This is a genomic window from Chitinophaga sp. H8 (genome assembly GCF_040567655.1).
In the GTDB taxonomy this organism is placed as follows: Bacteria; Bacteroidota; Bacteroidia; order Chitinophagales; family Chitinophagaceae; genus Chitinophaga; species Chitinophaga defluvii.
Map to the genome: position 1 here is coordinate 192812 of NZ_JBEXAC010000002.1, position 15792 is coordinate 208603.

A 15792-nucleotide genomic window follows, 5' to 3' on the forward strand; every position below is an offset into this window, starting at 1 on the left:
AATGTACAAATTGAGCGATGAGCAGTTGATCAACCTTTTTAAGAAAGGACACACTTCAGCACTGGAAGAATTAGTTCACCGGCATAAGGACAAATTATTCACGTCCATTATATTGTTGGTGAAAGACCCTTTCCTGGCAGAAGATATTTTTCAGGACACTTTTATTAAAATAATAGATACCATACGGGCAGAGCGCTATACCGAAAAGGGTAAATTCCTTCCCTGGGCCATACGCATCGCCCACAACCTGTGCGTAGATCATTTCCGTAAAGTAAAACGTACGCCAATGATCAAGACGAGTGATGACCAGGACATTTTTAATGTGCTGGGCTTCAGCGACAGTTGTGCAGAAGAAAAAATGATTACCCGTCAAAGCCATGACCGCGTTCGTAAAATGCTGGATATGCTCCCCGAAGAACAACGGGAAGTAATTATTCTAAGACATTATGCGGAATTGAGCTTTAAAGAAATTGCTGATCTCACCCAGGTGAGTATCAACACCGCATTAGGCCGTATGAGATATGGCCTGATCAATCTCCGCAAAATGATGACGGAGAAGCAGATTTGTCTATAGAACCCTTTTTTTGCTTGCCATAGACGGGCGGCCAGATGTAATGTCTGACCGCTCGTTTTTTTGTGCGCCATGACAAATATCATTGGCCTGCAATTTTCAGCAGCTTAGTTTTGCACTATCACTAATGCATACTTACCCTTGCTGAAAAAAATCACATCCTTTATCTTACTGCTGGCGCTGGTTTTCCAGTGCTTCCTGCAATTAGGGGTGCTGGCTTATTATAATTTCAACAAGGCATATATTACCAATACTTTTTGCGTAAACAAGGATAAACCCCAGCTACATTGCGACGGACAATGTTATCTGCAAAAACAATTGCAGAAAACCGGTGCCAACCACCCTCCCCATGATACCCTTGCTGTTATAGAAATACCTGCTTTCCTCGTAACAACTACACCGGTCTTAACACCCAGCCATCAGCTGTTACAGGTATACGTCCTGCCACTGCAACCGGTAAGATCCCTCTTTAATCCCGGCGCTCCTTTTCATCCGCCCGAAGTAGCCTGATCACATCGCTTCACATAACTGCACTATATGCTTTGTCATAGCATGTAACAGGCATTGTTATGCCTATGCAGCAAGGTTCTTACAACTGATCATTATTTACAAATTATTAATTTATGTTATCATCATACCTCCGCTCCATCCTTTCCATTTTTGCTGCCAGCCTTTTATGGATGGCCTGCTCAAAAGACAATAACACCACTCCTGTATTGCCCGATCCCTTAAAAGACCAACAGCTGATCGCGAGCGGCTACGCTATCGGCGCCGCTACTAAGGTAGAAGTATGGGCAGCACAATTACCCACTACCGGCTACAATCCACTTACGGTAGTGCTGTATGATTCTGTAAGCCAGCAAAAAACAACTAACGCCGTTGTGCAGCTCAATCCCCTGATGGACATGAAGATGAACGGGATGACACACCAGCATGCTGCACCTAAAGAGGATCCGCAAATAGCCGCCAGCGGACTATTGGAAGGTGCTGTCGTATTTACGATGCCTACCAGCGAAACCGGTACCTGGCAACTGGCAATAGCTGTTGATAACAAACAAAATCAACACAGCGGCACCGCATTACTACCCGTTACAGTTAAACAAAATCCGGAAAATAATGTAAAAGTGATCACCACCACTACTGATAAAACAACACTGATCATTACCTGGATCATGCCACCCAAATTAGTGGTGGGAGCCAATGATTTTATTTGTACGGTGCATCGTAAACAGGATGGGATGCATTTCCCTGCCGACTCTTCCTACAAATTAACGATCACCCCGGAGATGCCTTCCATGGGACATGGCTCTCCTAACAATATCGACCCGGTACATACCGGCAAAGGACATTATAAGGGTCAGGTAAATTTTACGATGACCGGTTTATGGCGTATTAATATGAGCCTTTTTAAAGAAGGCGCACCGGTTACCACCGGACTGTTTTTTGAAACCACCCTGCCATAAACAGCAGTCCGGCAGGGCAAATCAAAGGCAAGCAAAAAAAATGCCCTGCCGGTATTTCTTTCTACCCTTAATCTATTGAAGCAATGAAGCGTATATATTTAATCCTGGCCCTCCCGCTCTCTGGCACATTACCACTGGCGGCCCAGGAGGTAGATACCACGATGAAACAATACCAGCTGCAGGAAGTACAAATTACGTGTAGTGGTAACTGTTGTGGATGCAAAAAAGATGCTACCCTTAATTTTTACAGGACCTCCGGCCTGGTTACTACAGAAGATATCCTGCAACGTATGCAGGGCATCTCTCTTGTAAGGCGGGGAAACTATGGTATGGAACCACTCCTGCGTGGCCTGGGAGGCGGGCAGATCAATGTGACCATAGATGGCATGCGCCTGTTTGGCGCCTGTACAGATAAAATGGATCCGGTTACGATCTATGCAGAACCAGACAACCTGAAAAACATCCAGAATACACCAGGTACCAGCGGCGCACACATGGGCAGCACCATTGGCGGTAGCCTCAACCTGCAATTGCAGGATGCTACCGTGAATGCAGCCATTCCCTGGAGCGGGTATGTACGTACCGGTTATCAAAGCGCAGCACAGGCTTTTCAACAATCATTATCCCTCAATTACAGTCAGGAAAAATGGGCGGTGAGAGTGAATGGCACCTATCGTAAAGCAGCTAATTATCGCGCCGGATGGGGCACTAAAATCCCCTTTTCTCAATATGAAAAAGGTAACCTGCAACTGAGTGCACAATACCGGCTATCCTCCAGCAGATGGCTGAAAGCAGATGTATTGCTGGATGATGGCTGGAACATAGGATTCCCCGGCCTGCCTATGGATGCCGGATATGCCCGCACCAGGATCTACGGACTCTCCTACCAGGAAGTGTTTAATAATCGTACACTGGAAAAAATAGTGGCTAAAATCTATACCAACAATATCGGGCACTTTATGGATGATACCCGCCGGCCGGCCGTTGCCATGCATATGGATATGCCTGGCTACAGCCAGACTTCAGGAGCCTATACCGAAATGGAATTCAGAAAGGACGCCCATCAGTTGCTGATCCGGGCAGATGCCTATCAGCACAATTCCCACGCCTCTATGACCATGTACCCGGAAAAAGAATCTCCTATGTACATGCTCACCTGGCCACATACACGCCGTGAAGTAGCTGGCCTTTATGCTAACTACTCCTGGCAGGCTCACCAACGGCTTACGCTGGGCATGAACGGAAGAATAGATTATGCCCGTACCCAACTTACATCAGAGATGGGCAAACAACAACTGCATGTTTTTAACTACGATGTCAGCAACGTATTTACGCAAGTACCCCTGAATATTAATGGCAGTATTGCCTATAAACTGCCCTGGCAGCTACAGGCCAGCATCAGCGCAGGGTATGCACAGCGCCTGCCTTCTGTAAGTGAATTATTTGGGTTTTACCTGTTCAACCGGCAGGATGGTTTTGACTATATAGGCAACCCCGGTTTAAAAATGGAAGCTGCCCGTAATATTGAAGCGCACCTCACCTATCAGCATCCCAAATGGGAAACCGGTATCACCGCTTTTTATAATCATATTGATCATTATATATTGGGACAAACCGATGAAAAACTCAGCACCATGACGCCAGGTGCGCGCGGGGTAAGAGTATATGAAAACATCGCCTATGCGGTACTGAAAGGAATAGAAGCCAATATAAAAATACGGCCTGCAAATAACTGGCTGTTGATACACATTTCCCGCTATACACACGGCAGCACTTTTGAAAAACAACCTTTGCCGTTGATACAACCTTACCGCAGCATCACTTCTGTGCGGTATCAATATAAAACCGTGCATGTACAAGCCGAACACGAATATGCTGCACACCAGCAACGTTTTGCCACATACGCCGGAGAGCAGGCTACTCCTGCTTATCACCTGCTGCATTTACGCGGAGGATGGCAGACCAAACTAGGAAAACATGCACTGGAAATAAATGCAGGGGTAGAAAATATCCTGGACCGGAACTATTACGATCACCTCGACTGGGGTCGTATTCCCCGGCAGGGAAGAAATATATACAGCGCTGTGCAATTCAATTTTTAACGAAACGGCTTCATTAATGAAGCCGTTGCACAGCACTGATAAGAGGCTTTCGCTGATGCCTATCCGAAGAAAAACCCTGTTTTAAATGCAGGGGCTGACTAAAAGGATCCTCCCATCCCGGGAAGTAATGAAGACAAAAACCATGCTTACACAACGCTTCGTATCTTCATTTTCCTTTTAGTCAGCCCCTATTTTGATATCTTATAAAAAGTCAACGGCTAGCTGCACCATCATTACATCCGCTCAAATACAATAGCAGCGCCTTGCCCCACACCTACGCACATGGTAGCCAGGCTGTATTTTGCCTGCTCCCGTAACTTTAACTCCTGCATCAATGTAGCGGTAATACGTGCGCCGCTGCATCCCAACGGATGACCAATAGCAATAGACCCGCCATTTACATTGATCTTTTCCGGATCCAGTTCCAGATCACGCATACACGCCAACGCCTGGGAAGCAAAGGCCTCATTCAGTTCTATCAGTCCAAGATCAGCAGCCGTAATACCTGCACGACGCAAGGCTTTTTGAGATGCAGGCACTGGCCCTATCCCCATAATTGCCGGATCTACACCTGCTACCGCCATCGATTTTATCCGTGCCACCGGCGTAAGGTTAAATTCCTGCAATGCTTTTTCTGAAACAATCAATACCGCTGCAGCTCCGTCATTAATTCCCGATGCATTACCAGCCGTAACAGTACCATCCTTTGCAAAAGCAGGACGTAAGCCGGCCAGCTTTTCCAGCGTGGTTTCTCTCGGATGTTCATCCCTGGAAAAGATTACCTGCTCTTCTTTATTAGGGGTAATAGGAACGGGAATAATCTCTCTTTCCCACTTACCGGCATCCAGTGCCTTTTTGTACAGTTGCTGGCTACGCAGGGCAAACAGGTCCTGATCTTCCCGGCTGATATGCCACTGACGGGCTACATTCTCCGCAGTTTCTCCCATAGAAAACGGATGATACAACTCTGCCATCTTTTTGTTGGTAAAACGCCATCCGATAGTAGAGTCATACATTTCCGTTTTACGGCTGAATGCGCCTTCTGCTTTTGCCATCACAAACGGGGCGCGTGTCATACTCTCTACGCCACCAGCTATATAAGCATCTCCCTCACCGCACATAACTGCACGGGCAGCATCCATAATGGCCTGCAAACCGGATGCACAAAGGCGGTTGACCGTATTGCCACCCACCGTTACGGGCAATCCTGCTAATAACGCAGCCATACGGGCTACATCCCGGTTATCTTCTCCCGCCTGATTGGCAGCGCCTGCTATCACATCTTCTATTGCATGGGGATCAAGACTGGCATTGCGTTGTAACAACGCTTTTATCACCAGCGCCAGCATATCATCTGGCCTTACTGTGCTGAGCGCACCACCATAACGTCCTATTGGTGTACGAACAGCATCTACTATATAAGCAGCTTGCATATGGATATTGAAAAATTTATTGCCCGGCTAAGGTAGGGAAAATGAAGGAAGCACAACCATCCGCTATAAGTAACCAGTTATGTGCTCAGCCCTGCCTTTTATAAAGTGGTGCTATGCCCGCAAAACGCAAAGGCTATTTTTGCTCCACTATTAACCGAATTACTTTATTTCATCAAACCCCAGAAAATGAAAACTCCCCACACTACAGGGCGTTCCTGGTATGCCAGGCCCCTGACCCTTGTTTGCGAACTGCAAAAAGCACTAAAGTTTACTGCCCCGTTGTTGAGTACATTATTACTGTTAACCAGTACCCTCATCGCCCAACAGCCTGCCGAAGAAGAAGAGGCAAATCTGTCGGAACTGCATTACCGTGCTATCAAGCCCACCGCCAAAGTACTGGAAGGGAATGAGCCTTCACTCATGAAACCCACTCCTGTACCCGCTGGTAATGCTGCCCGTATCAATACTGCCCGCTTTACCAAAGCACCTTTGTGGAGCCGGCAGCTAACTACAGCTGCCAATAAGCAACTGGAGGTAGATAATGTACAACTTCTGCCGGTAGCGGCAGCCCCGGTAAAAGTGATGAATGGCACCGCTCCTGCATTCTGTACCACCCCCACGGTGGCTATTGGCTGCTGCTGGTATGGTATTAAAGATGAGTACAATAATAAAAATGTAAACTATGCCTCTCCTGCTTCCGTTTTCAATAATAATGAAAATGATGCCCGTGCTTTCGCACAAAGCCTGCAGCCGGCCATGCCTTTTTATCTGCCTTATACCAACAGTAAAGTATATCCCGCAGGTGCCTGGCAATATGATAATGGCAACGGACATGGATCAGTAGACTTCCTGAAAACAGCAGATGCCTATGGCTCCGGCATTGACCCTACCTTTGGCGTATACGCGGCTGCTCCCGGCCGGGTACTGACTGCTATGTGGAATGATCTTTTCGGCAATGTGGTGATCATTGAACATACCGCAGCTAATGGTACTAAATACCGCACCGGCTATTTCCACCTGCGCAATGGCTTCGACCACGATATCCAAATGGCAAAAAATATTGCGGTCAGCAATCCCAATGACAAAGATGCCAGGGATACCAAGTATAAAAAATTTGCCAACCTGGCCAATCCCTCTACCCTGCTATGGGGTACCAATGCGCAAAAACTGAAGGTGAAGGCAGGTGATTATGTGAATGCGGGACAGCAAATAGCCTATGCCGGCAATACCGGCTTTGGCGGTGCAGGATGGGGCCTCAACCAGGATGGTACGCCCAGTGATCCCAATACCGGCAACAACCACCTTCACTTTATGCTGTGGGTAAAAAGTCCGAATCCGGCTACCGGCGTTGACTGGATGGAGGTAGATCCCTATGGTGTATATGCTAAAGCCAACAGCAACACCAATGAATGTTATGAAGTAGGGGCCAACGGCGCTTTTAATCGTTTTTTTGCCCCTTTTTATCCCTCCTTTCATAATGTACCGGTGCAGTACATCACCCGCTATTGGGGATATTATACTGGTATGGGCATGGCTTTACAAACCCTGAGCGTTCATAAAAAAGGGAATACCTACCTGGCCTCCGGCTCCTTCCAGTACGGACTCCCCTCAGCCTGGTACTGCCGCATCAATATGTCGTCTGACCAGTATCAGCAATATTTTAACCAATACGGCAGCCAGGGATATATGCCCCGGCAGATTTCCGTAACAAAAGATAATAGCGGCAACCCCTTGTTTACCGTCATCTGGAAAAAGAAAGCTGCCAATGAAGCCTTTGCTGCCGTGCATAACATAGACGATGCTGCCTGGAATACCAAATGGAAAACACTGGTAGAACAGCAAAAGATGCGGGTGGCCGAGCATGTGGCCTATAGTGTAAATGGCAAACGCCTTCATGCCGGGGTGTTTGTGAATATCAATCCCGGCGGATTTTATGAGTACTATGGCATGAATCCGGCAGATTTTAACAAGAAATTTGACGATCTGCACAAGGCAGGCTTTATGACCATCAATGTAAATGCCGAGGAATCAGGCAATCAAACCGCGTTTGGCGGCGTATGGTGGCCCAGAAACAAGGCATATTATGCTTATTACAATATGTCGCCTGCCGAATACCAAAGTAAATTCAACAGCCTGGGCCAGCAAGGCTTTCAGTTATTCCGGATACAGGGCTATGCTAATTCCGGGCTGTTTTCCGCCATTTGGATGAAGTAGCCACATGCGCCAGGGATAGTAGCTGTTTGCCGCTTTGCCCGGATCATACCTTGCTGGTGGCCATCCATAACACCTGCTCCTTGCCCCTGACACCATTAAGGATACCCCTGGGGCTGGCCAAAGTACTGGCCAGCCCCTCTTTATGCAGTGCCAACTGCTTTACTTTTCCGGCAGCCCTGCGTCTCATTTATTTCCCCTACCTTTGCAGTTACTTTCCGACTGCCGTAAGGCAGCCATTTGCTCATATAAAGGTCAATAATGAAGTCTGCAAAGAAGAATATCCGACACATCAATCTATCGGAATTACAAGAATACTTTAAGTCTATTGGTGAAAAGCCATTCCGTGCAAAACAGGTTTATGAATGGCTCTGGCTTAAACATGCTTCCAGCTTTGAAGACATGACCAACCTTTCCAAACAGTTAAGAGCAAATCTGGAAGAACATTTTTCCCTGCCTGCTATTACCGTGGATACTGTACAACAAAGTACAGATGGTACCGTAAAAAGCCGCTTCCGTCTTCATGATGGCCATCTGGTAGAAGGGGTCCTGATCCCTACCGAAAACCGGCAGACTGCCTGTGTTTCTTCCCAGGTAGGGTGCAGCCTGAGCTGCAAATTCTGCGCTACCGGTTATATGGACCGTAAACGTAACCTGGATTTTGATGAAATCTATGACGAAGTAGCCCTCATTAATAAACAGGCGCTGGAAAATGCCGGTAAAAAACTCACCAACATCGTATACATGGGAATGGGTGAGCCTTTACTGAACTACAAGAATGTATTGCAGTCCATAGAACGTATCACTTCTCCTGATGGCCTTGGCATGTCGCCCAAACGTATTACCGTTTCTACCGCCGGGGTGGCCAAGATGATCCGCCAACTGGGTGATGACAAGGTAAAATTTAATCTGGCCCTGTCCCTGCACGCCGCCAATGATGCCAAGCGCAGTGAAATCATGCCTATTAATGATACCAACAACCTGAAGGTATTGATAGAAGCACTCAACTACTTCTATAAGGCTACCCAAAACGAAATCTCTTTTGAATATATTCTGTTCAAAAACTTCAACGATACTTTACAGGATGCAGATGAGCTGATCCGCATCTACCGGCAGGTACCTGTAGACCTGGTGAATATTATCGAATACAATCCGATAACGAACGCCCGGTTCCAGAAACCAGATGAAGAAGTGGTAGACACCTTTATGCAATACCTGGGTAAGAACAGGGTGAATGCACGTCTACGCCGCAGCCGTGGGAAAGATATTGATGCAGCCTGTGGCCAGTTGGCCAATAAATAGATTTACTGCTGGCAAAACTGCCTGGCAACAGGCATAACAAACGCCACCAAGAGGCCTATCTGTCCAATGCGGCAGGATAGGCTTTTAAATAAAATATTATCAGCCATGGGGAAGTGCCATGGAACATACACTAACAGCATATGAAAAAAAACAACCCTGCCAGAAAGGGCACTGGTGCCTTTAGAGGAAACAAAAGCAGTCATGCCGGTAAAAAAGCCGCCGGTAAAGGCAGCCGTACTTCTTTTGATGCTGACAAACCCAGGGGAGATAAAAAAGATGGCCGCGAACGTAGCGGTGCACCTGATCGTTATAAAAAACCTTTTAGCTTCGATGGTACCAAAAGAGAATTTGGTATCGACAGCCCTAAAAAGGAATTCAGAAAAGATGCCCGCAGCGATGCGCCCGGTGGACGTTTTGCCAAAAAGCCTTTTGGTACCGATGGTCCTAAAAGAACATTCGGAAAAGATGCCCGTGAAGAAGATACCGGTGAACGTTTCACCAAAAAACCCTTTGGTGCTGACAGACCCAAAAGGGAATTTAAACCACGTACCAGCGGAGGCGACCGCTTCCCTAAAAAACCTTTTGGTACCGACAGGAACAGCATTGCCCGCAGCAGTGAAGGTGCACCACGCTTCCGCAACCGCTTTGCCGCCGACAGCAAACCTGCGGAACCACGAAAATTCAACGACGACAGCGACTTTCACGGTGATTTCAAACCTGCTGCTAAAAAAGCTGGCGGCAACCCTAACCGGGAAACGCCCAGTGGATTTAACCGTAAAAAGTTCTTCGATAAAGCCAATGACCGCTTTGCAGATAAACAGGAAAGAGCAAAGGAAAAAAGACAAAGAAATACAGACGATGGCGAGAAAGCTTCCCGCCGTCATAAAGAAGAGCGGGAAGAAACTGCTGCTTCCACTGGTGAAATGCCATTGAATAAATATATTGCCCACTGTGGCCTCTGCTCCCGCAGAAAGGCAGTGGATTATATCAAAGAGGGTAAAGTGACAGTAAACGGCGCGCCTATGATGGAGCCTGCATTTAAAGTAACCGCCAATGATGTGGTAAAAATAGGCGATAGAAAAATCACCATTCAAAAAAATCTGGTATACATTTTACTGAATAAACCCAAAGGATTTATCACCACCACTGATGATCCCGAAGGCCGTCAGACCGTAATGGACCTGATTACAGAAGCTACACAGGAAAGAGTATATCCGGTAGGCCGCCTGGACCGTAATACTTCCGGTTTGCTCTTGCTCACCAATGATGGAGAACTGGCCCAGAAACTGGCTCACCCCAGCAACAATGTCAAAAAGATTTACCAGGTAGAGCTGGATAAACCACTTACCAAAGCACATTTCGAACAAATCCTGGCAGGTGTAACCCTGGAAGATGGCCTGGCAAGTGTAGATATGCTGGCTTATGTAGACAATGCTGATAAAAAACAAATCGGTATCGAAATACACAGCGGGAAAAACCGTATCGTACGCCGCATTTTTGAGCACCTGGATTATAACGTGGAAAAGCTGGATCGTGTAATGTATGCCGGCCTTACCAAGAAAAACATCAACCGTGGTAAATGGCGTATCCTTTCTGAAAAGGAAGTAATACTATTAAAACACTTTAAGAAATAGCAGGCAACCGACAGTTGCAAAGGTTCAGACATGCGATTATCAAAAGAACATATTATACTGGAAACTCCGGATTTTGTGGTGGTAAACAAGCCCTCCGGCCTGCTCACCATTCCCGACCGGCATAACAATGAACTCCCTTGCCTGCAAACCAGCATGAAAAATGCATATGGTGAAATATTTACCGTGCACCGGCTGGACAGGGACACCAGTGGAATCATCCTGTTTGCCCGTAATGAAGCGGCACATAAATACTATTCCCAGTTATTTGAAAGCAGGAACGTAAAGAAATTTTACCTGGCATTTGTAAGCGGGCAGCTGGTACCTAAACAAGGCAGCGTGAATGAACCGATTATGGATCATCCGGTGGTAAAGGGTAAAATGGTGACTAACAGAAAAGGGAAAAGTGCCCTTACAGATTACCAGGTACAGGAAGAATTTGGCCTGTTCAGTCTCGTAAAACTACAGATCCATACGGGTCGTACCCACCAGATACGCGTGCATATGAAACATCTGGGCCACCCTGTAGCCGTGGATGAACTATATGGTTCAGATAAGCCGGTAATGCTGTCGGCCATCAAAAAGAAATTTAAACTGGGAAAACATACGGAAGAAGAAAGGCCTTTATTAAGCAGGCTGGCCTTACACGCCGCACAGCTTTCCTTTACTGATCAGCAGGGAAAAGAGCACCTGGTGGAAGCGCCATTACCAAAGGACATGCAGGCCGTATTAACACAATTGCGGAAGCAGGCACCTGCGCAGAAAACCAATCCTGATACTTCCATCAGCTGATTCCCGGCGTTACGCTTTTCAGGGCTGATTAATAAGGAAATCCTTTTTAGTCAGCCCTTTGTATTTTCTTTATGTACAAGCACACGCTGGTAATTCAGTATACCCGCCTGGGTTACCACAGGCTTCGGTAGCATTAAAAGGAGGCCGGGAGATAGGGGCAAAAAAAAACGGGGAGAAATCCCCGCTTCGTAAAAATCAAAAACCAACCATTAAAAAATCTTATGAATAAAAGCCCTCCACCCATTTGTGGTTTTGTGGCTTTGTTTCGTTCTTGTTCTTGTCCCTTTTAGGGGGTGTTGTAAACCACCGCACAATTATTATTAACAACCTCTTCATAACACGCCATTTTGTTTATTTATTCGGCTGTGGTGTTGTCCTCAGATAAGGCTTAATAATCTTGTGTCCTTTCGGAAAACGAGCCGGAATATCTTCTGTTTTTACAGCTGGTACCACAATTACATCTTCACCATCCTTCCAATCGGCAGGAGTAGCTACGCTGTAATTAGCCGTAAGCTGTAAGGAATCTATTACACGCAATACTTCGTGGAAATTCCTTCCGGTAGAAGCCGGATACGTTAAAGTGAGCTTTACCTTTTTGTCCGGGCCTATTACAAACAAAGACCTTACGGTAAATGTTTCAGAAGCATTCGGATGGATCATACCATACAGGTTAGCTACTGTTTTATCTTCATCTGCAATAATGGGAAAGTTAACATCGCACTGCTGCGTTTCGTTGATATCATTGATCCATCCCAGGTGCTTATCCACCGGATCCACACTTAAGGCAAGTACCTTTACATTACGTTTAGCAAACTCACCGTTCAACAGGGCCGTTTTTCCTAATTCCGTAGTACATACCGGCGTATAATCCGCTGGATGTGAGAATAATATGCCCCAGCTATCACCGAGGTAATCGTAGAAATCAATTTCGCCTGCCGAAGTGGTCGCTTTAAAATTGGGTGCTGTATCTCCTAGTCTTAAACTCATAGTTTCACGATTTACTTATCAAAAGTAGTGATTTCCTACAAATATTATAGACTTTAGGGAAAAAATTTACCGGTTTTTAACAAGGAAAAATAAAAGGGGTTAACAAACAGGGGCTAAAACAAGGATAATAAAATGGTTAACAATGGATTATGCATTTAATTCTTTTTGCTGCCAGGCATAATATGCCAGGGTGTATTTCATATCATCTATTAAATCTGCTTTTTCCCGGGCCATTTCTACTTCAAACTCCAGTTCTATATATCCCAGATACAGCTCATAATTTTTGCACAGCAGCTCCAGGCATTGGTCTACTGCTGGTCCATAATTAGTGCGGGCTGCAGGTGGCAAGGTAGTAGTCGTTGGCAATGCAACTACTTTCTGTATAAAATAGCATTCCTCGTTGGCATATTCCTCCCAGTTGCCATGCTCACTAAAGCAGGGTTTGGTGAGTTCAAATGCCATATTATCAAATACTACCGGCTCTCCCCAGGTAGCTTCCAGGTCAATCATTTCAGGGATCTGCCGCATATCTTCCAGCTTCTGCACAATCGTCATTTGCACGGCATCACTTTTATCATGGTGATTATTACGCAGCATGGCATTTAATACGTCATAGCTGGTAACGAAATCACAACGGTGCCATCCATCCGGATGCTGCAGATAGCCCCAGAAAGTTAAATAGTTGGAATCATCCAGGATGATTTGTCCAATAGAGATCGCTGTATATTGTGTTGCTGTTACTGTATTTACCGTTTTCATGTTGACTGGTTTTAATAACAGTATCAAAATTATACGTACAATACGCAGGGAATATGCGTGGTAAAAAATTGTGTACTTTAGTTGCAAATTGAATGGAATGCCCAAGAATAAGGATGCGGTATCACGTTACCGTTGGATAGATGACCGTTTAAGAAATAAGCGTTTGCCCAAACCCACGTTGGAAGACCTGATTGAGTATGTGTCTGACAAAATGGATAATACCGTTTCTACACGTACTATACAAAAAGATATACAGGATATGCGTCATGATCCGGAGCTGAATTATATGGCGCCGATTGTTTATGACCGCAGCTCCCGCACTTACCGGTATGAAGACGACAGCTTCTCTATCAGTAATATGCCTATTGATGAAGCAGACCTGGAAGGCCTTGAAATAGCCATTGGGATACTGGAACAATTCCGTAGCCTGCCGGTAGTACAGCAGTTTGAAGACGCTATTTTAAAAATAGCAGCCAGCCTTAAAATGAACCGGGAATCCCTGCAACACAAAGGGATGATCAAATTTACGCGGGCTACACATTACAAAGGAGCAGAACACATCCCTGAAATTGTAGATGCTATTAAAAACCTGGAAGTAATCCGCATTGCCTACCAGAGTTTTGACCGGGACGAACCCAAAGAACATTGGGTAGAACCTTATCACGTACGGGAGTACCAGCAGCGGTTTTACCTGGTAGGCAAAAGCCAGAAAGCTAAAGGGGGTACCCTCCTCACGTTTGCACTGGACCGTATCGTAAAGCTGTGGCCTACCAATGATCATTTTGATGAAAAGAATTTTGATGATGCCAGTCATTTCCAGCATGCCATAGGTATTACAGTACCTGAAGGAGCCCCCGAAGAAGTATTACTTGCCTTTACTCCCAGGCAGGCTAAATACCTAAAAACCCAGCCCATGCATGCTTCCCAGCAAATAGTACAGGATAATGATACAGAGTGCCGTATATCCCTCAACGTAGTGATCAATCATGAACTGATTATGCAGGTACTAAGCTATGGCGCCAATGTAAGAGTGCTTGCTCCCCGGCAGCTGGTAGATAAAATAGCAGGAGAAGTACAACACATGCAGCAATTATATGGAAAAGCAACTGCCAGGAAGTAATTCTTCCGACAGGCAACCTTCTGTTCTCAGGCCACGTATTAACAGAAAATATCTGTTATGCTACTCCAATTCACTGCCCGTTATCGCCGAATAGGGCTATTGTTAGGCGTAATATTCCTGACATGCTGTGTATTCAGTGCCTGTAAGAATAAGGATGAAACGCCCCCGCCCAGCAGTAATATGTACACCCTCAGTGCTACCCTTAGCGGTACCGCAGAGGTACCTCCCAATGCCAGTACTGCAACCGGTACACTCACAGGTACCTACAATGCGACTACTTACCAGATCAATTACACGCTTAGCTGGAGCAACCTGTCGGGTGTACCCACCGCTATGCACTTCCACGGGCCAGCAGCAGCGGGCGCCAATGCATCTGTGGCTTTAGGCATAGCCAGTTTCCCATCCAATGCTACCAGTAGTATAACCGGACAAGGTACGCTTACTGCTGAACAGAGTGCCGACCTGCTGGCAGGAAAATGGTATGCTAATATTCATACCGCTGCTTATGGGGGTGGAGAGATTCGCGGCCAGGTAACGGCTACTAAGAATTAAAGGCTACACAGCCGTCTATTGTAACATAAAAATGCACCAGGCCAGGGCTCTCCCTAAGGCCTGGTACATTTTCTTAATGCGGCATGGCAAAAATACTGTCTGCCATAGGCTTATTCATTTCTACTTTATTAATGCTGATCCGGATTCCGGATGGTGTTTGAGCGGTAGCTGCCGGGTAGGCATACCCATCTGGGGTGGTTTTATAATCAGATAATAAAGTCACCAGTTCCACATCTGCGCCCTGCATATTGATCTTATTGACCGTCTTCACGATATAATTATTGCTGGCATTGATATAGGCAATCCCATCCGTACCATTGCTGTTAATTACCTTTAACTTGTACATATCCACACCATCTACGGCCTCTTTTCCCAGAAATTCTATTTTCTTACCCTTGGCTTTATAATTAAACAGTTCGCCGGAAATATCCAGCTGGGACTGCATCATACCTACCATTTTCTTATCCAGTGGCTTTGCCTCAGGCTGCTGTTGCACGGGCATCTGTGCCCAACCACTATCTTTAGTGATCACCTGTACATTGTTCGTACCATTCACAGAAAATTCCAGTCGCATGGCCTTATCCTGTACCACCCATCGCTTGATGGGTATCTCCATATTTCCCATAGACATCACCCCTTCTGTATATTGGGTTTTGGCTGCCTTTAGCTTATCAGCTCCACCCATCGCTTTTACATATTTATTGACTACTTCATCGGTTGTTTGTGCTTTGGCAGCAAAACCGGTAGCTGCTATACCCAATGTAAGGGCTAATATCTTCAGGTTTTTCATACATGTTTTTTTGTTTGGCAAATGTATGGTCAATAATTGCACCTATTTGCCCCTCTAAATGTTAAAGAAAACTTATTAT

General features: G+C 46.0%; 15 protein-coding genes. 10 read left to right on the forward strand and 5 right to left on the reverse strand.

The annotated features are described in order from the left end of the window. Position 1: 1 nt before the first annotated feature. The 4 genes from ABR189_RS14510 to ABR189_RS14525 all read left to right on the forward strand — a co-directional run bounded on the left by ABR189_RS14510 (position 2) and on the right by ABR189_RS14525 (position 4136). On the forward strand, positions 2-574 hold the full coding sequence (locus tag ABR189_RS14510) for an RNA polymerase sigma factor (protein WP_435575340.1): 573 nt from the start codon (positions 2-4) through the stop codon (positions 572-574). 138 nt (positions 575-712) lie between these two features. Then, a complete protein-coding gene (locus ABR189_RS14515; protein ID WP_354661238.1) occupies positions 713-1081 on the forward strand; it encodes a hypothetical protein in 369 nt (122 codons plus the stop codon). A 113-nt stretch (positions 1082-1194) separates the two neighbouring features. Then, positions 1195-2034 carry a FixH family protein gene (locus ABR189_RS14520; RefSeq protein ID WP_354661239.1) on the forward strand — a complete coding sequence of 280 codons (840 nt, stop codon included), beginning with the start codon at positions 1195-1197 and terminating at the stop codon, positions 2032-2034. A gap of 83 nt (positions 2035-2117) precedes the next feature. Next, positions 2118-4136 carry a TonB-dependent receptor domain-containing protein gene (locus tag ABR189_RS14525; protein ID WP_354661240.1) on the forward strand — a complete coding sequence of 673 codons (2019 nt, stop codon included), beginning with the start codon at positions 2118-2120 and terminating at the stop codon, positions 4134-4136. Positions 4137-4369: 233 nt separating this feature from the next. On the opposite strand, the gene ABR189_RS14530 is transcribed toward ABR189_RS14525, so the two are convergent. Then, on the reverse strand, positions 4370-5569 hold the full coding sequence (locus ABR189_RS14530; RefSeq protein WP_354661241.1) for a thiolase family protein: 1200 nt from the start codon (positions 5567-5569) through the stop codon (positions 4370-4372). 186 nt (positions 5570-5755) lie between these two features. Here ABR189_RS14530 and ABR189_RS14535 point away from each other — a divergent pair, with 186 nt between their 5' ends. Next, positions 5756-7783 (forward strand): hypothetical protein, encoded by a 2028-nt coding sequence (locus ABR189_RS14535; RefSeq protein WP_354661242.1) that lies wholly within the window; start codon positions 5756-5758, stop codon positions 7781-7783. Between the two features lie 43 nt (positions 7784-7826). On the opposite strand, the gene ABR189_RS14540 is transcribed toward ABR189_RS14535, so the two are convergent. Beyond that, positions 7827-7970: a hypothetical protein gene (locus ABR189_RS14540; RefSeq protein WP_354661243.1), complete on the reverse strand. Its 144-nt coding sequence runs from the start codon at positions 7968-7970 to the stop codon at positions 7827-7829. A 71-nt stretch (positions 7971-8041) separates the two neighbouring features. Here ABR189_RS14540 and rlmN point away from each other — a divergent pair, with 71 nt between their 5' ends. The 3 genes from rlmN to ABR189_RS14555 all read left to right on the forward strand — a co-directional run bounded on the left by rlmN (position 8042) and on the right by ABR189_RS14555 (position 11505). After that, positions 8042-9082: a dual-specificity RNA methyltransferase RlmN gene (gene rlmN, locus ABR189_RS14545; RefSeq protein WP_354661244.1), complete on the forward strand. Its 1041-nt coding sequence runs from the start codon at positions 8042-8044 to the stop codon at positions 9080-9082. A 140-nt stretch (positions 9083-9222) separates the two neighbouring features. After that, positions 9223-10716: a pseudouridine synthase gene (locus tag ABR189_RS14550; protein WP_354661245.1), complete on the forward strand. Its 1494-nt coding sequence runs from the start codon at positions 9223-9225 to the stop codon at positions 10714-10716. A gap of 30 nt (positions 10717-10746) precedes the next feature. Then, on the forward strand, positions 10747-11505 hold the full coding sequence (locus ABR189_RS14555; RefSeq protein ID WP_354661246.1) for an RluA family pseudouridine synthase: 759 nt from the start codon (positions 10747-10749) through the stop codon (positions 11503-11505). A gap of 351 nt (positions 11506-11856) precedes the next feature. On the opposite strand, the gene ABR189_RS14560 is transcribed toward ABR189_RS14555, so the two are convergent. Both ABR189_RS14560 and ABR189_RS14565 read right to left on the reverse strand, forming a co-directional pair. After that, positions 11857-12492, reverse strand: a complete 636-nt coding sequence (locus ABR189_RS14560) for a peroxiredoxin (protein WP_354661247.1) — start codon at positions 12490-12492, stop codon at positions 11857-11859. Positions 12493-12639: 147 nt separating this feature from the next. Further along, positions 12640-13251 carry a hypothetical protein gene (locus tag ABR189_RS14565; RefSeq protein WP_354661248.1) on the reverse strand — a complete coding sequence of 204 codons (612 nt, stop codon included), beginning with the start codon at positions 13249-13251 and terminating at the stop codon, positions 12640-12642. A 97-nt stretch (positions 13252-13348) separates the two neighbouring features. Here ABR189_RS14565 and ABR189_RS14570 point away from each other — a divergent pair, with 97 nt between their 5' ends. Both ABR189_RS14570 and ABR189_RS14575 read left to right on the forward strand, forming a co-directional pair. Then, positions 13349-14371 (forward strand): helix-turn-helix transcriptional regulator, encoded by a 1023-nt coding sequence (locus tag ABR189_RS14570; RefSeq protein ID WP_354661249.1) that lies wholly within the window; start codon positions 13349-13351, stop codon positions 14369-14371. 57 nt (positions 14372-14428) lie between these two features. Then, a complete protein-coding gene (locus ABR189_RS14575) occupies positions 14429-14923 on the forward strand; it encodes a CHRD domain-containing protein (protein WP_354661250.1) in 495 nt (164 codons plus the stop codon). A gap of 73 nt (positions 14924-14996) precedes the next feature. On the opposite strand, the gene ABR189_RS14580 is transcribed toward ABR189_RS14575, so the two are convergent. Further along, positions 14997-15713, reverse strand: a complete 717-nt coding sequence (locus ABR189_RS14580) for a hypothetical protein (protein ID WP_354661251.1) — start codon at positions 15711-15713, stop codon at positions 14997-14999. Between the last annotated feature and the right edge of the window lie 79 nt (positions 15714-15792).